The sequence below is a fragment of the Thauera terpenica 58Eu genome (assembly GCF_000443165.1).
Lineage (GTDB): Bacteria > Pseudomonadota > Gammaproteobacteria > Burkholderiales > Rhodocyclaceae > Thauera > Thauera terpenica.
This window is the reverse complement of sequence record NZ_ATJV01000052.1, coordinates 1-16,752: the sequence shown is the minus strand read 5'-3', so window position 1 is coordinate 16,752 and position 16,752 is coordinate 1. Positions and strand designations below refer to the sequence as shown.

Genomic DNA, 16,752 nt, shown 5'->3' with positions numbered 1-16,752 from the left:
ATGATCCACTCCCCCTACATCCGCAAACCCGCGAGCGTCCAGCGTGTCATGGGCCTGGTGTTGCTCGCCCTGGTGCCAGGCATCACCGCCTACGCGCTCAAGGTCAGTGCGGGCATCCTGGTCAATCTCGCGCTCGCCAGCCTCACCGCCGTCGCCGCCGAGGCGCTGATGCTGGCGCTGCGCAAGCGCCCGATAGCGATCGCGGTCACCGACCTGTCGGCGATCGTCACCGCCTGGCTGGTGGCGCTGTGCTTTCCGCCCATCGTGCCGTGGTGGCTGACGATGCTCGCGGTGCTGGTCGCCATCATCGTCGCCAAACACCTCTACGGCGGGCTTGGCCAGAACCCCTTCAACCCGGCGATGGTGGCCTACTGCTCGATGATCGTCGCCTACCCGGCGCTGATGTCGCAGTGGCCAGCTGCCGGCTCCCTGAGCTTCGATACCCAGCTCGGACTCATCCTGGGTGGCGCACGCGACCTCGACGGCATGACCGGCGCCACCGCACTCGACGCCCTGCGCACCGGCCTGCGCAGCGGGGCAAGTTCGGTCGAGGCCGTCCTGCAGGGCTCGGCCTTCGGCTTTTTCGGCGGCCGCGGCTGGGAGTGGGTTTCGCTTGGCTACCTTGGCGGCGGTCTTCTCCTGCTCGCCACCCGCATCATCACCTGGCACATGCCCGCCGCCTTCATCGCTGCGCTGTCGCTGATTTCAGGCACGTTCTGGCTGTTCGACCCCACCCGCTTCGCCTCACCGCTGTTTCACCTCGCCAGCGGCGGCGCCATGCTCGCCGCCTTCTTCATCGTCACCGATCCCGTGTCGGGCGCCACCACGCCGCGCGGCAAGCTCATCTTCGCAGCCGGCATCGCCCTCATCGCCTGGCTCATCCGCAGTTTTGGTGCCTATCCAGAGGGCATCGCGTTCGGCGTGCTGCTGATGAACATCTGCGTACCGCTGATCGACAAGAAGACACAGCCTCGCGTCTTCGGTCACCGCCGTCGGGATGAAGGAGGCTGGCGATGAGCGCGCGCTACAGTGCACTGCGCACCGCGCTGCGCGCCGCCGGCATCATGCTGGTGTTCACACTGGTGTTTACCGCCATGATGGCGTCCACCTACCGCTTCACGCGCCCGGCGATCGAAGCCTCGATGCAGGAGGCGCAGATGCGCCTGATCGACGAGGTGCTGGCGCCGGGCAGCTACGACAACGAGCTCCTTGAAGACCTCGTGCGCATCGGCCCCACACCGGCCCTCGGCCTCGATGACGGCGGCCGCATCTGGCGCGCCCGCCTCGGCAATCAACCGGTCGCCCTCATCGTCGAAACCGCAACCACCGATGGCTACGCAGGCCGTATCGCGATGGTGGTGGCGATCAATACCAATGGCCTGCTGTCCGGCGTACGCGTCACCGCACACAAGGAAACGCCTGGCCTGGGCGACTACATCGACCCCAAGAAGGACCGCCGCAAGGACATGCCCTGGATCGGCCAGTTCTCCATCGCCAGCTGGAAGGACGTCAACACCGCCGAATGGGCCTTGCGCAAGGACGGCGGCAGCTTCGGCTACCGCACCGGCGCGACGATCAGCGCGCGCGCCGTGGTCGGCGCCGTGGGTCGCGCCACGGCCTGGGCGAGCGCGCGCCAGGATGACTTGTTCTCCGCCCCCGCCGGCAGCACCCTGGGAGTACAACCATGAGCCCGCAACAGTTTCGCGACATCTCCTATAACGGCCTGTGGAAGCAGAACGCTGGCCTCGCGCAGTTGCTCGGCCTGTGTCCCATCCTCGCCATCAGCACCAGCATGGTCAACGCCGTCAGTCTGGGCCTGGCCACCATCCTGGTGATGGCACTGGCCAACCTGGCGGTGTCTGCGCTACGCAATTTCATCCCTTACGAAATCCGCATCCCTGTCTTCGTCCTCATCATCGCCGCGCTCGTGACCGTGGTCGATCTTTCGTTCAACGCCTACTTCCACGATCTCTATCTGGTGCTCGGCATCTTCATTCCGCTCATCGTCACCAACTGCATCGTGCTCGCTCGCGTCGAGGCCTACGCGGCCAAGAACGACCCCCTGAGCTCCACCTTCGACGGCGTGATGATGGGCCTGGGCCTGGTGTGGGTGCTCGGTCTGCTCGGCGCCATCCGCGAACTGCTGGGTGCAGGCACCTTGTTCTCCGGCATCGAGATGATTTTCCCCAGCCTGTCGGCATGGAACGTGTTCGGTGAGGATTACCCCGGCTTCCTGATCGCCATCCTGCCACCGGGCGCATTCTTTGCGCTCGGCTGCCTGATTGCGGCCTTCAACGCCATCAACACCCATCTGGCTGCGCGCACCCACAAGCGCCCGCCGGCCGCAGCAACGACGACGTCACAGACCACCCCCGCTGAGCGCGCTGAGCCCGCCGAGCCCGCTCCGGCAGGCTGAAGCGATGGCGATGATGACGCGTGAGGCGATCAGGGAGTTCTTCCGCCGCCTGCACGAAGCCAACCCCCATCCACAGACCGAACTCGAGTACGACTCGCCCTACCAGCTGCTGGTGGCGGTCGTGCTGTCGGCCCAGGCCACTGATCGCAGTGTCAACATCGCCACGCGCAAGCTCTTCGCCGCGGCACCCACGCCCGAGGCCATGGTGACACTCGGCGAAGAGGGCATCGCCGAGCACATCAAGACCATCGGCCTGTTCCGCAACAAGGCAAGGAACACCCTCGCGCTCTCACGCCTGCTGCTCGAACGCCACGGCGGCGAAGTACCGGCCAATCGCGAAGCACTCGAGGCCCTGCCCGGCGTCGGCCGCAAGACCGCCAATGTGGTGCTCAACACCGTTTTCCGCCAGCCGGTGATGGCGGTCGACACGCACATCTTCCGCGTTGGCAATCGCACCGGGCTCGCACCGGGCAAGGACGTCCTCGAGGTGGAAAAGAGGCTCATGCGTCGCGTGCCCAAGGACTACCTGCTCGACGCCCATCATTGGCTGATCCTGCACGGCCGCTATGTGTGCACCGCGCGCAGTCCCAAATGCGGCATCTGCAGCGTGCGTGACCTGTGCCTGTCCCGCGACAAGACCGACTGAGAGCCGCCGCCGCCCGAGGGTCAAGGTCCAAGACCGAACGCCCGACGAGCCTTCGCCCCAGCATACTGAGACCCTTACAACCCTCACCCCTTGGTGGAAGCCGACATGTTCAATCCCAGCCGCGAGCAGGTGCGCAGCTTTTTCATCGACACCTGGCGCAAGCATAGGGCGCGCGAGCTGCTGAGCGCGATGGAATCCATCGCCGCCGACATCATCAGCCAGCACCCCGAATACCATGCCATCGTCGAGAACCCCGACTCGCTGGAGCGTGACTTCAGCCCCGAGGATGGCGCCATCAACCCCTTCCTGCATCTGTCCCTGCATCTGGCCATCGAGGAGCAGTTGTCGATCAACCAGCCGCCGGGCATCCGCGCCGCCTTCGAGGCCGCCTGCGCGCAGCGCGGCGAGCGCCACGCCGCCTTGCACGATGCGCTGGAATGCCTGGGCGAGATGATGTTCAACGCCCAGCGCAATGGCACCCCGCCCGACGCCCTCGCTTATGTGGGCTGTCTGAAGCGGAAGGCCGGTATCGGCTGAGGACGGCGCGGGTTTTCAGTTTCGATTCAGGCGCGGGGCGCGATACTGCACACGTCCCCAACGGACTCCAGAAACAGTCGAGGAACTCATCATGAAGACCCGCCAAGCCATCACCGCCGCAGTTCTCGGTCTCAGCATCGCGACGATCGCCGGCCTCAGCCTGCAGCCCCTGAGCGCACACGCAAGCGACGACCGCGCCCGCAGCAGCGAAGTACGCCAGCTACGCGAAAGCGGCCAGATCCTGGCCATGGAAGACATCCTCAAGCGCAGCCAGGCTGCACAGCCCGGCCAGGTCGTCGAGGTCGAACTTGATCGCGAAGGTGGAAAATACGTGTACGAGGTCAAGATCATCGACGCCGCCGACGCGGTGCACAAGCTCGAGATCGACGCCGCCAGCGGCGAGATCCTGCGGCGCAAGGTGAAGTAAGGCCATGCGCATACTCGTCGTCGAAGACGATTCGGAGCTGAGCGAGCGCCTGCGCACACGGCTCGAGCAGGAAGGCTACGCCGTGGATGTCGCCGCCAACGGCATCGACGGCGGCCATCTGGGCAGCACCGAGCCTTACGACGCCGTCGTGCTCGATCTGGGTCTGCCAGGCAAGCCGGGGCTGGAAGTACTGAAGACCTGGCGCGCAGCCGGCAGCCGCCTGCCGGTGCTGATCCTCACCGCGCGCGACGGCTGGGCCGAGCGCGTGGAAGGTCTGCAGGCAGGCGCCGACGACTACCTCGGCAAGCCCTTTCACGTCGAGGAATTGCTCGCGCGCCTGCAAGCCCTGTTGCGCCGCAGCGCCACCACGCCCACGCTCGAACTGCGCGCCGGACCGTGGCGTCTGGACGAGGCGCGGCAATGCCTGAGCGGCGACGATGGCAGCGAACGATCACTCACCGCCACCGAATTTCGCCTGCTGCGCTACCTCATGCGCCACCCTGCTCAGGTCCTGTCGAAGACGCAGCTCTACGAACACGTCTACGACTACGACGCCGAACACGACAGCAACGTCATCGAAGTCTATGTCCGGCGCCTGCGTCTGCTCATCGGCACACAGCACATCGAGACCCATCGCGGACAAGGCTATGTGTTTCTGCCCTGAGTCTGGCTGCCCTGAGTCTGTCTGCCCTGGATCGGCCAGCCAAGCGGCACGACCAGGATCGCGCATGAAGCCGCACAGCGGTTAAGCGATGAAATCGCTGCTCAGTCGCCTCTCGCTTGCCATGGCCCTGGTGCTGATCGGGGCCGGTCTGCTGCTCGCCTTCGCGCTGCAGGACTTCCCCCGACGCCTGGTCGAGGACTACGTGGTCTCGCGCCTGCAGCACGACGCCGATCTGATCTACGTCCGCGTCCTCGACGCGCTCGATCCCGAGGCCGCAGCGCAGGGGGCGGCGGGCACGGTCTATGATCTGCCGCTGTCGGGCCACTACTTCCTGATCCGCATGGGCGACGGCCCCTGGCTGCGCTCGCGCTCGCTATGGGACGAAGAACTCGCCGTACCGCTGCCCGATGCGCGCGGCGAGAGCACTTTCCATCTCGACGGCCCGGCGCGGCAAAAGCTCCTCGGCTACGCCAAGCGCTACCCCTCGACTGAAGGCGGCATCGTCATCGTCGTCACCGAGGACGTTGCGCGCGTGGCCGACGCCATCACCCACTTCAGCCAGCGCATGGCGGCCGGTCTGTTCATCGCGCTGCTGCTGCTGCTGGTGCTGCAACGACGTCTGCTGCTGCGCGGCCTGGCGCCCCTGCAGGACGCCGTCGCCGCCTGCCGCCAGATCGAACGTGGCGAACCCGCCAGCCTGGGCACACAGGCTCCACGCGAGGTGCAGCCGATGCTGGACGCGGTGGACCGTCTGGCCCGACATCACGCCCAGCGCCTGGGTCGCATCCGCCACGCGGTCGGCAATCTGTCGCATGCCCTGAAGACCCCGCTCGCCGTTCTGCAGCACCGCGCCGACGAGCTCGCCCAGGCGGGCAGCAGCGACGCTGCGCGCGCCGTCCAGGGCCAGATCGACATCATGCGCAATACGATAGAACGCGAACTGCGCCGCGCCCGCCTCGCCGGCGCCGGCCCCACGCGCGAGGGCTTCGAGGCCCGCACGCAGTTACAGACGCTTGCCCGGGCCTTGCGCCAGCTGCATGCCGAGCGCACGCTCGAGATCGTGCTCGATGTACCCGAACGCCGCTTCCCGCTTGACCGCGAAGACATGCTCGAGCTGTTCGGCAACCTGCTCGACAACGCCTGCAAGTGGGCGGCTGCACGCATCGTGCTGCACATCGACGACGTGGCCGACGCCCCGGATGCCCTGGTGTGCACGATCGAGGACGACGGCCCCGGCGTGCCGCCGGACTTCCTCGGCCGGCTCGGCACCGCCGGCCTGCGCAGCGACGAACAGCGACCGGGCCACGGCATCGGTCTGGTGATCGTCGGCGACATCGTGGCGCAGTACGGCGGCAGCATCGACTACGCGCCCTCGGCGGCCCTGGGTGGCCTGCGCGTCTGCCTGCGCCTGCCGCTGTAGTTGCCCCCTTGCGGCGCCCCACTCTCGGTGGCCCTGCAGTGCCCCTCGGCGGCGCTGCCCATCGTGCCCGCGCAGCCGCTACAATCGACCGGCTTGGGGGCCACTTGCCCGCCACTCATCCGCGAAGCAGCGCACTGCGCGCGTCGCGGCCAACCGATCAAGATGGAGATGACCATGTCCGGACTGCTGCCCGACGTCGACCCCGATGGCCTGCTCGAATACTCGGTGGTGTTCACCGATCGCTCCCTGAACCACATGTCGCAAGCCTTCCAGGGCGTGATGCGCGACATCTCGGCAATGCTGAAGAAGGTCTACAACGCCCAGGCCGTTGCCATCGTCCCCGGTGGCGGCACCTTCGGCATGGAGGCGGTGGCGCGTCAGCTCGCGACCGGCAAGAAGGCGCTGGTGTTGCGCAACGGCTGGTTCAGCTACCGCTGGACGCAGATCTTCGACATGGGCAGCATCCCGGCCGAATCGGTGGTATTGAAGGCGCGTCAACTCGCGGCCGGCCCCCAGGAGCCCTTCGCCCCGGCGCCGATCGAGGAGGTGATCGCAGCGATCCGCCAGCACCGCCCCGACCTGGTGTTCGCGCCCCATGTCGAGACCTCCTCCGGCATGATCCTGCCCGACGACTACCTGCGCGCGGTGGCCGACGCCGTGCATGAGGTGGGCGGGCTGTTCGTGCTCGACTGCATCGCCTCGGGCACGATCTGGGTCGACATGCAGGCCTGCGGCATCGACGTCCTCATCAGTGCGCCGCAAAAAGGCTGGACGAGCTGGCCGGGCGCCGCGATGGTGATGATGAGCGCCACCGCGCGCGAACGCGTCAACGCCACCACCAGCACCAGCTTTGCCGCCGATCTGAAGAAATGGCTGCAGATCATGGAAGCCTACGAGGCCGGCGGCCATGCCTACCATGCCACCCTGCCCACGGACTCGCTCGCACGCCTGCACGAGGTGATGAAGGAGACCGAGGCCTACGGCTTTGACAAGGTGAAGGCGGAGCAACTCGAACTCGGGCGCCGCGTGCGTGCCTTGCTTGAAGCGCGCGGCATGCGCAGCGTCGCCGCCGAAGGCTTCAAGGCACCGGGCGTGGTCGTCAGCTACACCACGGACGAGGGCGTCAAGAGCGGCGCGAAGTTCGCCGCCGCTGGCCTGCAGACCGCAGCCGGCGTGCCGCTGCAGTGCGACGAACCCGCCGACTTCAAGACCTTTCGCATCGGCTTGTTCGGTCTCGACAAGCTGCATGCGATCGAGCGCACGGTGGCCAACCTGGAGCGCGCACTCGACACCCTCGACTGAGGCCGATGCAGCACGACGGGCGCAGTCAATCTGCATTCAGCCTGCGTTCAGCCAGCCCCACGCATGATGGCACCACGGTCCAAGTCAGACCGCGGATCTTCCAAGGAGAAACCATCATGCGTGCCACCACTCTCATCGCCACCCTCGCCCTCACCGGCGGCATCCTCGGCGCCAGTGCGGCGCTCGTCCCGGCCTTTGCCCAGTCCGCTGCGGTGAACCAGGCATCCCAGCAGCAGACGCTGACGATGCAGCAGGTGCTGAGCAAGCTCGAAGCCGCCGGCTACCGCGACTTCGAGAAAATCGACCGCGAGCGCAACAAGTACGAAGTCAAGGCCACCGACGCGCAAGGTCAGCGCGTCGAACTCGACCTCGACCCGATCACGGGCGACATCCTCAAGACGGAAGTCAAACGCAACAAGTAAGGCCCTGACGCAGGGGCGCCGGCCACGCTGGCGCCCCTTTTTTACATCGTACCCAGGAGCCCGCGCCGTGATCCCCCTCCTCTCCGCCTTCCTCGCCGTCCTCACCCTTGCCTGGGGAGTGAACGCCGTCAGCCTCGACGCCAGCCAGACCACGCTGCCATGGCTGATCCGCGAACAAGGTCTCTATCTCAGCGGCCTGCTGTCCATCGGTCTGATGTCGCTGGCCATGGTGCTGGCCACGCGGCCGGTGATCCTCGAACGCCCGCTCGGCGGCATGGACCGCATCTTCCGCGTACATAAGTGGGCGGGTATTCTCGCCGCCGTGTTCGCCGCCCTGCACTGGCTGATCGAGATGTCCGACGACCTCATCAAGGCCGTGTATGGGCGTGCTGGACGGCCACCGAAAATGGAGTTCGGCAGTGTGTATGAAGCCCTGCGTGATGCGGGCGAGGCGCTGGGCGAGTTCGCCATCTATGTGGTGCTGGCCATGATCGTGCTGAGCCTGTGGAAGCGCTTCCCGTACAAATTCTGGCGCCTGCTCCACCGCGCCATGCCGGCGCTCTACCTGGTGCTGGCGTTTCACGCCGCGGTGCTGGCACCGCCCGACTACTGGTCGCAGCCGGTGGGAGTCTTGCTGGCAGTACTGCTGGCGGCGGGTGTGGTCGCCGCGGTGATCACGCTCAGCGGACGCATCGGCCACGATCGTCGTGTGCACGGCGTGGTCACCGCCGTGTCTTCACCGGCAGCGGACATCACCGAGGTGGTGTGTCGTCTCGGCGGTGAATGGCGTGGCCATCGCGCCGGACAATTCGCCTTCGTCAGCTTCGTCGGCCTCGATCATCTCGAAGGCGCCCATCCCTTCACCATCGCCAGTGCCGATCACGGCGACCGCTTGCTGAGCTTCCAGATCAAGGCCTTGGGTGACCATACGCGCCGGGTCGCGCATCAAGTTCAGGTCGGGCAGGCGGTGACGGTCGAAGGCCCTTACGGACGCTTCGTGCTCGAACGCCGCAACCGCAAGGCCCGTCAGATCTGGGTTGCCGGCGGCATCGGCGTGACGCCCTTCCTTGCCTGGCTGGACGAGTTGCGTGCAAACACCGAGCCTGCAAGCTGCGCGGCAACGCCTGTGGATCTGCATTACGGCACGCGCAGCGCCGCGCAAGACCCCTTCGTCGGCCGCCTGCAGGCTCTATGCGCAGCGCTGCCCGCAGTGCGCCTGCACATCCATGACAGTGCGACCGGGGCACGTCTGACGGCGGATACCCTGGCCAGCACTCAGAGCGATGGCGGGCACACGGAAGTCTGGTTCTGCGGCCCGCCCAGCCTGGGCGATCAGCTCAAAGCCGGTCTGAAGCAACTGTGGCGACGGCGCGTACGCTTTCACCGTGAGGCCTTCGAGATGCGCTGAGGCGGTGACACCAGAGATCGAGGCCAGCCGTCGCATGGGGAACTGTGCGGCGGCACTTCAATCTACAGCTCACGACTGAGCGCCGTGGCGCATCTGCGGCGCACAGGCCCGAGCCCCTTTCTTCCACTCTCGAGAGATTTTCCATGTTTGCTACCCCCAACGCCCTGCGCACCCTGCTCGCTGCCGGCCTGCTCAGCGTGGCCACCTTCGGCCCCGCACTGGCCGCCGACGACGAGCTCACCATGTTCAAGGACCCGAACTGTGGCTGCTGCGGCAAATGGGCCGAACACATGCGCGCCAACGGTTTCCGCGTCAAGGAGGTCGCGACGCGCGAGATGGATGCGGTCAAGCACGAGGCCGGCGTGCCGCAGGCGCTGGCTTCGTGTCACACGGCGAAGGTCGGTGGCTACATCGTCGAAGGCCATGTACCGGCAGCCGACGTCAAGCGCATGCTGGCGCAAAAGCCGGCAATCACCGGCCTGTCCGCACCCGGCATGCCGCTCGGTTCGCCCGGCATGGAGGGCCCCTATGCGGCCGAGCGATACGATGTCGTGAGCTTCGACAGCGCAGGCAAGCGCGCGGTCTTCGCCCGCCACTGAGCCACAAAGCACGCGCAGCGCGGGTAGTCACAGCGCTCAGGACAACGCACGACTCTCCCGTCCGCGCCAGGCCAGGCGCCTGGCGAGCGCCGTCAAGGGTGCGGCGCTGAGCTGCCTGCAGGCTGTGCGTCGCGCTCGACGAGCCGACGTTCGCGCGCGACGAAGCCGATCTTGATCTCACGCGCGCGCAGCTGCCCGCAGCCCGCGTCCACATCCTGCCCGGCCGAATGTCTCAGCTTGGTCAGGATGTGGTGCTGGTGCAGCCAGCGCGCAATCGCGGCCGCCTTGTCCCAGCTCGGACGGCGGAATTCCAGGCCTTCGACCGGGTTGAACGGAATCATGTTCATCACCGCGTACTTGCCGGCCAGCAGGCGCACGATGCCTTCGAGCTCTTCGGCGCTGTCATTGACCCCTTCGATCAGCGTCCACTGGTACTGGATGGGGTAGCCGGTGGCGCGTGCGTAGGCCTCGCCGAGCTCGACCAGCTCCTCGGGATCGATGCGCGGTGCACGTGGCAGCAACTGCAGGCGCAAGTCCGCACGGGTGGTGTGCAGCGACAGGGCGAGCGCAGGCTTCACACGCAGTTGGGGCAGGCACTCGAACACGCGCCGATCGCCGACGGTGGAAAACACCAGGTTCTTGTGCGGGATGGTGCCGTCCGTGCCCAGGGTCTCGATCGCCTCGACGACGTTGTCGAGGTTGTGCGCGGGCTCGCCCATGCCCATGAACACCACCTTGTGCACCCGGCGCAGGCTACGCGCCAGCGCCACCTGGGCGACGATCTCGGCGCTGCCGAGCTGGCGCAGCAGGCCGTCCTTGCCCGTCATGCAGAACACGCAGCCCACCGCGCAGCCCACCTGGGTGGACACACACAGGCCGTCGCGCGGCAAGAGCACGCTCTCCACCGTCTGGCCGTCAGCCAGCTCGACGAGCAGGCGGGACGAGCCGTCCTCGCCAGGGTGCTGCGAGCGCAAGCGCGCCAAGGCGTCGAATTCGGCCTTGAGTGCGGGCAAGGCCGCGCGCACCGCCAAGGGCAGGAAGTGTTGCTGCGGACGCGGGCCGCCATCGAGCGCCAGACGCTGCAGCCAGGCACGCATCAGGCGGTCTTCGTGGCAGGGTTTGGCGCCCAGGTCTTGCAGGCGGGCACGGAAAGTTTCGATGCGCATGGGGCCAGCATGCTAGCACCGACGCGCAGCGCCGTCAGCGCTTCACGTAGAGCCCCTGCTGCGCACCAAACCAGGCGGCAAGATCGCTCATGTCCTGCTTCGACAAGGCTTCAACCTGTGCCGCCATGATGGGGTTCTTGCGCTTGCCGGCTTTGTAATCGAACAGCGCCTGCAACAGGTAATCGGGATGCTGGCCGGCGATGCGTGGAAAGGCGGGCGTGGGGCTGTTGCCGTCGGCACCGTGACACGCTGCGCAGATCTGCGACTTTTCCTCGCCGCGCTGCTTGTCGCCCGCAGCCTGGGCAGGTACAAGCACGACACTGGCCGCGACCACCGCGATCAGGCGCAGGGCCGGGGCAATGGAGTGTGAGCTCATGGCGCGTCTCCCTCAGCGTGCAGCGGAATAGTAGGCGGCAAGGTCGGCCATGTCCTGCTCGGACAAGCCAGCGGCGACGCTGCGCATGGTGGGATGGCTGCGCTCACCCGCCTTGTAGGCCTGGAGTGCGGCGACGATGTATTCGGGATACTGGCCACCCAGCTTGGGGACGGGGTACACCTCGGGGAAGCTGGTGCGATAGCCTTCGATGCCGTGGCAGCCAATGCACATCGAGATCTTGGCTTTCGCCGCCTCGGCGTCGCCTTCGAGCGCGCGCGCCGGCAAGGCGATCACCAGCAGCGCCAAGCCACAAACCAGAAAACGTCCCTGCATGGTGGGTCCTCCGTTGGGGGAGATGCTGCATCAACTCTTGTCGATCGCCTGCAGCTCGAAGTGGGCAGTCCGCACCACATGGACAAGCCCGCGCCGCAGACGCCTCGCCGGTTTTCCGTAACGCTAGCCGTATAATCGTTTGGAAATAATCAGAGGAATCCCGCATGTCCATGCCGCGCTTTGAAGGCTCACGCGATTACGTCGCCACCCCAGACCTCATGCTGGCCGTCAACGCCGCCATCCGCCTGCAACGGCCGCTGCTGATCAAGGGCGAACCCGGCACCGGCAAGACCATGCTCGCCGAAGAGGTCGCAGCCGCACTCGGCCTGCCCTTGCTGCAGTGGCACATCAAGTCCACCACCAAGGCCCAGCAAGGCCTGTACGAATACGACGCGGTCTCGCGCCTGCGCGATTCACAGCTGGGCAGCGACCGCGTCAAGGACATCGCCAACTACATCGTCAAGGGCGTGCTGTGGCAGGCCTTCGAGGCCGACGAGCCGACCGTGGTGCTGATCGACGAGATCGACAAGGCCGACATCGAATTCCCCAACGATCTGCTGCGCGAACTCGACCGCATGGAGTTCCATGTGTACGAGACGCGCGAGACCGTGCGTGCGCGCCACCGTCCCATCGTCTTCATCACCTCGAACAACGAAAAGGAACTGCCCGACGCCTTCCTGCGCCGCTGCTTCTTCCACTACATCCGCTTTCCCGATCGCGACACCATGCAGCGCATCGTCGATGTGCACTTCCCGGGCATCCGCAAGCAGTTGCTGAGCGAGGCGCTCGAGGTGTTCTTTGGCCTGCGCGAGGTTCCGGGGCTGAAGAAGAAGCCCTCCACCTCCGAGCTTCTGGACTGGCTCAAGCTGCTCGTGGCCGAAGACATCCCGGCCGAGGCCCTGCGTAGTCAGGACAGCACGATGGTGATGCCACCCCTGCACGGTGCACTGCTGAAGAACGAACAGGACATGCATCTGTTCGAACGCCTGGTGATGATGGCGCGCAAGCATCGCTGAACGGACGGACAAAAAATGTTGAAAGCCTTCTTCGACTGGCTGTTCCGGCGCCAGCAAGCGACTCCGCCAGCGTCCCCCCGGCTTACGAACCCGCAGGATTTCGCCCAGCTCAACCGTGATGCGCCGCTGCGCGCAGGGGGCAGCGCGGGCACGGCTCCAGGCCTGCCCGCCAGGACGGCAAGCAGCGCAACGGACGACAGCACCGACGGCACAGACCACACGCCAGCGATGGTCACCTATCTGTGCCGCGAAGCCGTGCTGGGGCGGGACCAGCGCATTGCCGGCTACCAGTTCATGCTGCACGAGGGCACGCGCAACCGCATCCGCAACAGCAGTCGTCGCGTGCATCACCTGTATGCCGAAATACTGGTGCGCAATCTCGTACGCGCAGACATCGGTCGCCTGCTGGGGCATCGCTTTGCCGCCATTGAGGTTCCTGACTCCTTCCTGTCTCACCCCTGCCTCGCTAACCTCCCGGCACGCAATATCGTGCTGATCCCGACGCCACACTCCGAGGCCAGCGGCCCGGATCCAACCGAGCTGGCACAAACGGTGGCTCGCCTACGCCAGGCCGGGTTTCGTCTCGGGCTTCTTGATCCAATGCTCATTGACGACTTCTCAGCCCTGCTGCCGCAGGCAGACATGGTCATCGTACGCTCGCCGGCCCTGGACGCAGCCCTCGGCCTGCGGCTCACGCGCTTCGTTGCCGATGCCAGCCCGCAGGCACGCCTGCTGGTGCGCGACCTGCCCTCGCTGGAGGACTTCCGCTTCGCCTACAAGATGGGCGCCAGTCTGTTCCAGGGCCCATTCATCACTGGTCGCGAGGACTGGAGCGAGCGTGATCTGGGGCCGAACACCCTGCGCATCGCCACCCTGATCGGACGCCTGCGCAGCAACGGCGATGCACGTGAAATCGCGGCCTTGCTCAAGGAAGACGGCGCCCTGTCGCTGCGCTTGCTGCGTTACGTCAACTCGGCGGCCAACGCCCAGACCAAACCGATTGCCTCCATCGAGCACGCCTTCGCCCTGCTGGGCGAGGAGCGCCTCTACCGCTGGCTGGTGCTGCTGGCCTGCAGCACCGACGGCAACAGCGGGCGCGCCGCCGCGGCGCTGGAGACCGCGCTGGTGCGCGCACGCATGATGGAATTGCTGGCGGCAGAAAAAAGCACGACCGAGCGCGAGTCGCTGTTCCTGCTCGGTCTGCTTTCGCTCGCCGACGTGATCATGCAGGTGCCGCTCGACAAGGCGCTCGCGCCGCTGGCATTGACCACCGAGGTGCGCGCCGCATTACAAGAAGGTGAAGGCCCGCTCTACCCTTTGCTGGAACTCGCCATCGCCTGCGAACGCGGCGACCTCGAACCGGAGCGCATGCAGCAAGCTGCCGAGCGCTGCGCGGTCAGCGCCGAGCAGGCCTCCCTCAGCCACATGCAGGCCTTGTCCTGGGCCCTGGAAGTGCAGCAGTGAGGCCCTGCGCCGCGCTTGAACCCTCACGGAGATCGCCGCGATGCTGATCGACTTTTTCCTGCACCTGAAGGCACGCAAGCTGCCGGTGTCGACGCGCGAGTTCCTGACCTTGCTCGAAGGCCTGCGCGAGCACGTGTGCGAACCCTCGCTAGACGACTTCTATGTGTTCTCGCGCGCCTGCCTGGTCAAGGACGAATCACTCTATGACCGCTTCGACCAGGCTTTCGGCGAATACTTCAAGGGCGTCACCGCCCTCCCCGGACTGGACGTGGACCTGCCCGAGGACTGGCTGCGTGCAATGGCGAAGAAGCACCTCACGCCCGAAGAGCGCGCCAAGCTTGAAAAGCTCGGCTGGGACAAGCTGATGGACGAGTTCCGCAAGCGTCTTGCCGAACAGAAGGGCCGTCACGAGGGCGGCAACAAGTGGATAGGCACCGGCGGCAGCTCACCCTTCGGCAACCACGGCACCCACCCCGAAGGCATCCGCATCGGCGGCGATTCGGCCGGCAATCGCACCGCAATCAAGGTCTGGGACAAGCGCGAGTTTCGCAATCTCGACGATTCGGTGGAGCTGGGCACGCGCAACATCAAGGTCGCGCTGCGCCGCTTGCGCCGTTTTGCGCGCCAGGGTGCGGCCGACGAACTGGATCTCGATGGCACCATCACCGCCACCGCACGCAACGCGGGCTGGCTGGACCTGATGATGCGGCCCGAGCGCCACAACGCGGTCAAGGTGCTGCTGTTTCTCGACGTTGGCGGCTCGATGGACGACCACATCAAGGTGTGCGAAGAGCTCTTTTCCGCCTGTCGGCTGGAATTCAAGCACCTCGAATATTTCTACTTCCACAACTGCGTCTACGAAGGCGTGTGGCGCGACAACGACCGTCGCCACACCGAGCGCATGCCGCTACTCGACGTCATCCATAAATACCCTTCCGACTACAAGCTGATCTTTGTCGGTGACGCCACCATGAGCCCCTACGAGATCCTGCACCCGCAGGGCTCGGTCGAGCACATGAACGCCGAAGCCGGCGCCGTGTGGCTGCGCCGCCTGCTCGACGCCTATCCGGCCGCGGCCTGGCTGAACCCCGAACCCGAGCCCCTGTGGGAATACCGCCAGTCCATCGGACTCATCCGCCAGATCATGCACCAGCGCATGTATCCGCTGACCTTGGACGGTCTGTCACGCGCGATGCAGGGGCTGTCGAAGAAGCACTGAGCGCAAATGAGCGTGCTTCGGACGCTTTCTGGGCATTGCGCCAAACAACGTCCCCGCCTCGCCCAGGTGACACGGGGACCGACAATACCCCGCCCTTCATCCCGGCTATCGGCGTTTAAGGAACGGAAAGCTCGATGTCGCCAAGCCCTGGGGACACGAACTGCGGCTCTGCGTGTTGAAAACTTTGCAAAATCATGCCGTCGTAGATGGCAAGACCGAAGAACGAGGCGCTACATGAAGTACCTGACGGCAGTGTTGATGAGTTTCATTTTTTTATTTTCGAGTGGAGTCACCCTGGCCGCAACCGCTCAATCGGAAAATACAGCGGCCAGCCCGCCAGCGTCTGAAAACCAGGGAAACACCACAGGGAAAGAAATCAAGAGCACGAATGCGACGCAGCCGGACACCAGCAATAGAGCTTCAATGCTTTATATACTTCTGGTTGCCGGAGTGATGATTGTAGTGGTGAATCTTGTCGTCTCTTACGCAAAAAAGAAGATGGAAGAAGAAGCCAAAGCTGAGAAGTCGGGCTCTGAGCCACCGAATCCGAAATCCTAAGCGGGCGTATTCAACAGCCAGACTGGGGCTCGCTCAGGACTCCGAGCAAAGCTCGACGATCGAACCCGAGGTGTCATCCGCCATGTGATGGAAAAGGATGGCCTCGGATCCGGCGCCAGAACCCTTGGTCCACCACTCAAACCCACCTCCAACATAACGCGCGCCACTGGCAGAAACTGCAATCTGCATGCTGTAGTCACTACCCTTGTAGTTGATCGTAGCTGAGTCGGTGGATGGATAGGTGGCAGCAATCATTTCACCGCTCTTGCACTGATACTTATGTACTGAGGCCGCTGCCGCCGCAGGCACCCTGTCGTCCCCACTCACCTGCGGAGCACTTGAACAGGCGGAAACGAGCAGGGCTGAAGCGAACATCAGGGGAAAGACGATTTTCATTTTTAACTCCGTACTGTCAGACCTGTTGATACTATCGGCACAGCTTACCTGACTGGGGCCCTGATGGTGCTACCAAGCTTGTCAGGTCTTGGAAACCTTGCGTACTCTTTTTCTATTGACTGCAAGCGCTGAAGAACATCTTCAGGGAATGGTGATACTCGCCTGGTTTCCAGGTCTATATGAACATCAAGATGCTCACCCGCTGCCGCTCGATATCCCTTATTTGTGCAATATATTTCATGAAAAGTATGCAGGCGCTTTTCATCAACTGACAAAAGCCAGGAAACGACTTCGATTTGGCGTTGGTGCAATAAAATGTCATCCATCCCGGCGGCGCCGGACTTCCTGACGGTTTGAGGTCGAGCATGGCAGCGCGAGCGAAG

The 16,752-nt window shown here is 65.1% G+C and carries 22 protein-coding genes; 16 read left to right on the top strand and 6 right to left on the bottom strand.

Annotated elements, in window-relative coordinates; genetic code table 11:
- From M622_RS29625 to M622_RS29570, 12 genes are all read left to right on the top strand, one after another.
- The gene (locus tag M622_RS29625; protein WP_021249265.1) at window positions 1–1,017 is read left to right on the top strand and encodes an RnfABCDGE type electron transport complex subunit D; all 1,017 of its coding nucleotides are present in this window, start codon (window positions 1–3) and stop codon (window positions 1,015–1,017) included.
- Window positions 1,014–1,688 (top strand): RnfABCDGE type electron transport complex subunit G, encoded by a 675-nt coding sequence (locus tag M622_RS29620; protein WP_021249264.1) that lies wholly within the window; start codon window positions 1,014–1,016, stop codon window positions 1,686–1,688. Before M622_RS29625 ends, M622_RS29620 begins: the two co-directional genes overlap by 4 nt.
- The gene (locus tag M622_RS29615; protein ID WP_021249263.1) at window positions 1,685–2,416 is read left to right on the top strand and encodes an electron transport complex subunit E; all 732 of its coding nucleotides are present in this window, start codon (window positions 1,685–1,687) and stop codon (window positions 2,414–2,416) included. The genes M622_RS29620 and M622_RS29615 overlap by 4 nt, the downstream gene beginning before the upstream one ends.
- A gap of 13 nt (window positions 2,417–2,429) precedes the next feature.
- Complete coding sequence (gene nth / locus M622_RS29610; protein WP_031346802.1) at window positions 2,430–3,062, top strand: endonuclease III; 633 nt, start codon at window positions 2,430–2,432, stop codon at window positions 3,060–3,062.
- Window positions 3,063–3,167: 105 nt separating this feature from the next.
- Window positions 3,168–3,599 carry a DUF1841 family protein gene (locus tag M622_RS29605; protein WP_031346801.1) on the top strand — a complete coding sequence of 144 codons (432 nt, stop codon included), beginning with the start codon at window positions 3,168–3,170 and terminating at the stop codon, window positions 3,597–3,599.
- 91 nt (window positions 3,600–3,690) lie between these two features.
- Window positions 3,691–4,026: a PepSY domain-containing protein gene (locus M622_RS29600; protein WP_021249260.1), complete on the top strand. Its 336-nt coding sequence runs from the start codon at window positions 3,691–3,693 to the stop codon at window positions 4,024–4,026.
- Window positions 4,027–4,030: 4 nt separating this feature from the next.
- A complete protein-coding gene (locus tag M622_RS29595) occupies window positions 4,031–4,690 on the top strand; it encodes a response regulator transcription factor (RefSeq protein WP_021249259.1) in 660 nt (219 codons plus the stop codon).
- Window positions 4,691–4,778: 88 nt separating this feature from the next.
- Entirely contained in the window at window positions 4,779–6,110 is a 1,332-nt protein-coding gene (locus M622_RS29590; protein WP_021249258.1) for a sensor histidine kinase, read from the top strand.
- A gap of 174 nt (window positions 6,111–6,284) precedes the next feature.
- Window positions 6,285–7,412, top strand: a complete 1,128-nt coding sequence (locus tag M622_RS29585; protein WP_031346800.1) for an aminotransferase class V-fold PLP-dependent enzyme — start codon at window positions 6,285–6,287, stop codon at window positions 7,410–7,412.
- 116 nt (window positions 7,413–7,528) lie between these two features.
- Window positions 7,529–7,834, top strand: coding sequence for a PepSY domain-containing protein (locus M622_RS29580; protein ID WP_021249256.1), 306 nt, complete (start codon window positions 7,529–7,531; stop codon window positions 7,832–7,834).
- A gap of 67 nt (window positions 7,835–7,901) precedes the next feature.
- Window positions 7,902–9,242 carry a ferredoxin reductase family protein gene (locus tag M622_RS29575; RefSeq protein WP_021249255.1) on the top strand — a complete coding sequence of 447 codons (1,341 nt, stop codon included), beginning with the start codon at window positions 7,902–7,904 and terminating at the stop codon, window positions 9,240–9,242.
- Between the two features lie 143 nt (window positions 9,243–9,385).
- Window positions 9,386–9,841, top strand: coding sequence for a DUF411 domain-containing protein (locus M622_RS29570; RefSeq protein ID WP_021249254.1), 456 nt, complete (start codon window positions 9,386–9,388; stop codon window positions 9,839–9,841).
- A 92-nt stretch (window positions 9,842–9,933) separates the two neighbouring features.
- On the opposite strand, the gene M622_RS29565 is transcribed toward M622_RS29570, so the two are convergent.
- Genes M622_RS29565 through M622_RS29555 form a run of 3 tightly spaced genes read right to left on the bottom strand, consistent with a single transcriptional unit; the run spans window position 9,934 to window position 11,716 of the window.
- Window positions 9,934–11,007, bottom strand: a complete 1,074-nt coding sequence (locus M622_RS29565) for an RNA methyltransferase (RefSeq protein ID WP_021249253.1) — start codon at window positions 11,005–11,007, stop codon at window positions 9,934–9,936.
- 34 nt (window positions 11,008–11,041) lie between these two features.
- Window positions 11,042–11,383, bottom strand: coding sequence for a c-type cytochrome (locus tag M622_RS29560; RefSeq protein ID WP_021249252.1), 342 nt, complete (start codon window positions 11,381–11,383; stop codon window positions 11,042–11,044).
- 12 nt (window positions 11,384–11,395) lie between these two features.
- Window positions 11,396–11,716, bottom strand: a complete 321-nt coding sequence (locus M622_RS29555) for a c-type cytochrome (protein ID WP_021249251.1) — start codon at window positions 11,714–11,716, stop codon at window positions 11,396–11,398.
- A 164-nt stretch (window positions 11,717–11,880) separates the two neighbouring features.
- On the opposite strand from M622_RS29555, the gene M622_RS29550 reads away from it, so the two are divergent.
- The 4 genes from M622_RS29550 to M622_RS29535 all read left to right on the top strand — a co-directional run bounded on the left by M622_RS29550 (window position 11,881) and on the right by M622_RS29535 (window position 15,973).
- Complete coding sequence (locus M622_RS29550; RefSeq protein ID WP_021249250.1) at window positions 11,881–12,732, top strand: AAA family ATPase; 852 nt, start codon at window positions 11,881–11,883, stop codon at window positions 12,730–12,732.
- A gap of 15 nt (window positions 12,733–12,747) precedes the next feature.
- Window positions 12,748–14,196 (top strand): EAL and HDOD domain-containing protein, encoded by a 1,449-nt coding sequence (locus tag M622_RS29545; RefSeq protein ID WP_021249249.1) that lies wholly within the window; start codon window positions 12,748–12,750, stop codon window positions 14,194–14,196.
- Between the two features lie 40 nt (window positions 14,197–14,236).
- Window positions 14,237–15,415, top strand: a complete 1,179-nt coding sequence (locus M622_RS29540; protein ID WP_021249248.1) for a vWA domain-containing protein — start codon at window positions 14,237–14,239, stop codon at window positions 15,413–15,415.
- 234 nt (window positions 15,416–15,649) lie between these two features.
- On the top strand, window positions 15,650–15,973 hold the full coding sequence (locus M622_RS29535; protein WP_021249247.1) for a hypothetical protein: 324 nt from the start codon (window positions 15,650–15,652) through the stop codon (window positions 15,971–15,973).
- Between the two features lie 33 nt (window positions 15,974–16,006).
- Here M622_RS29535 and M622_RS29530 read toward each other — a convergent pair whose 3' ends face one another.
- The 3 genes from M622_RS29530 to M622_RS40535 form a co-directional block, all read right to left on the bottom strand.
- Complete coding sequence (locus M622_RS29530; RefSeq protein WP_021249246.1) at window positions 16,007–16,369, bottom strand: MliC family protein; 363 nt, start codon at window positions 16,367–16,369, stop codon at window positions 16,007–16,009.
- Between the two features lie 44 nt (window positions 16,370–16,413).
- Window positions 16,414–16,644, bottom strand: a complete 231-nt coding sequence (locus tag M622_RS40810; RefSeq protein WP_370696038.1) for a thioesterase family protein — start codon at window positions 16,642–16,644, stop codon at window positions 16,414–16,416.
- Window positions 16,545–16,752: hypothetical protein (locus tag M622_RS40535; protein WP_040830740.1), on the bottom strand; the 208-nt coding region annotated here is incomplete at its 5' end. The genes M622_RS40810 and M622_RS40535, both read right to left, overlap by 100 nt.

What these genes read in the sequence shown, in the direction of transcription:
- M622_RS29625 (WP_021249265.1), top strand. Translation starts at nt 1, where the DNA reads ATGATCCACTCCCCCTACATCCGCAAACCCGCGAGCGTCCAGCGTGTC.
- M622_RS29620 (WP_021249264.1), top strand. Translation starts at nt 1,014, where the DNA reads ATGAGCGCGCGCTACAGTGCACTGCGCACCGCGCTGCGCGCCGCCGGC.
- M622_RS29615 (WP_021249263.1), top strand. Translation starts at nt 1,685, where the DNA reads ATGAGCCCGCAACAGTTTCGCGACATCTCCTATAACGGCCTGTGGAAG.
- nth (WP_031346802.1), top strand. Translation starts at nt 2,430, where the DNA reads ATGACGCGTGAGGCGATCAGGGAGTTCTTCCGCCGCCTGCACGAAGCC.
- M622_RS29605 (WP_031346801.1), top strand. Translation starts at nt 3,168, where the DNA reads ATGTTCAATCCCAGCCGCGAGCAGGTGCGCAGCTTTTTCATCGACACC.
- M622_RS29600 (WP_021249260.1), top strand. Translation starts at nt 3,691, where the DNA reads ATGAAGACCCGCCAAGCCATCACCGCCGCAGTTCTCGGTCTCAGCATC.
- M622_RS29595 (WP_021249259.1), top strand. Translation starts at nt 4,031, where the DNA reads ATGCGCATACTCGTCGTCGAAGACGATTCGGAGCTGAGCGAGCGCCTG.
- M622_RS29590 (WP_021249258.1), top strand. Translation starts at nt 4,779, where the DNA reads ATGAAATCGCTGCTCAGTCGCCTCTCGCTTGCCATGGCCCTGGTGCTG.
- M622_RS29585 (WP_031346800.1), top strand. Translation starts at nt 6,285, where the DNA reads ATGTCCGGACTGCTGCCCGACGTCGACCCCGATGGCCTGCTCGAATAC.
- M622_RS29580 (WP_021249256.1), top strand. Translation starts at nt 7,529, where the DNA reads ATGCGTGCCACCACTCTCATCGCCACCCTCGCCCTCACCGGCGGCATC.
- M622_RS29570 (WP_021249254.1), top strand. Translation starts at nt 9,386, where the DNA reads ATGTTTGCTACCCCCAACGCCCTGCGCACCCTGCTCGCTGCCGGCCTG.
- M622_RS29565 (WP_021249253.1), bottom strand. Translation starts at nt 11,007, where the DNA reads ATGCGCATCGAAACTTTCCGTGCCCGCCTGCAAGACCTGGGCGCCAAA.
- M622_RS29560 (WP_021249252.1), bottom strand. Translation starts at nt 11,383, where the DNA reads ATGAGCTCACACTCCATTGCCCCGGCCCTGCGCCTGATCGCGGTGGTC.
- M622_RS29555 (WP_021249251.1), bottom strand. Translation starts at nt 11,716, where the DNA reads ATGCAGGGACGTTTTCTGGTTTGTGGCTTGGCGCTGCTGGTGATCGCC.
- M622_RS29550 (WP_021249250.1), top strand. Translation starts at nt 11,881, where the DNA reads ATGTCCATGCCGCGCTTTGAAGGCTCACGCGATTACGTCGCCACCCCA.
- M622_RS29545 (WP_021249249.1), top strand. Translation starts at nt 12,748, where the DNA reads ATGTTGAAAGCCTTCTTCGACTGGCTGTTCCGGCGCCAGCAAGCGACT.
- M622_RS29540 (WP_021249248.1), top strand. Translation starts at nt 14,237, where the DNA reads ATGCTGATCGACTTTTTCCTGCACCTGAAGGCACGCAAGCTGCCGGTG.
- M622_RS29535 (WP_021249247.1), top strand. Translation starts at nt 15,650, where the DNA reads ATGAAGTACCTGACGGCAGTGTTGATGAGTTTCATTTTTTTATTTTCG.
- M622_RS29530 (WP_021249246.1), bottom strand. Translation starts at nt 16,369, where the DNA reads ATGAAAATCGTCTTTCCCCTGATGTTCGCTTCAGCCCTGCTCGTTTCC.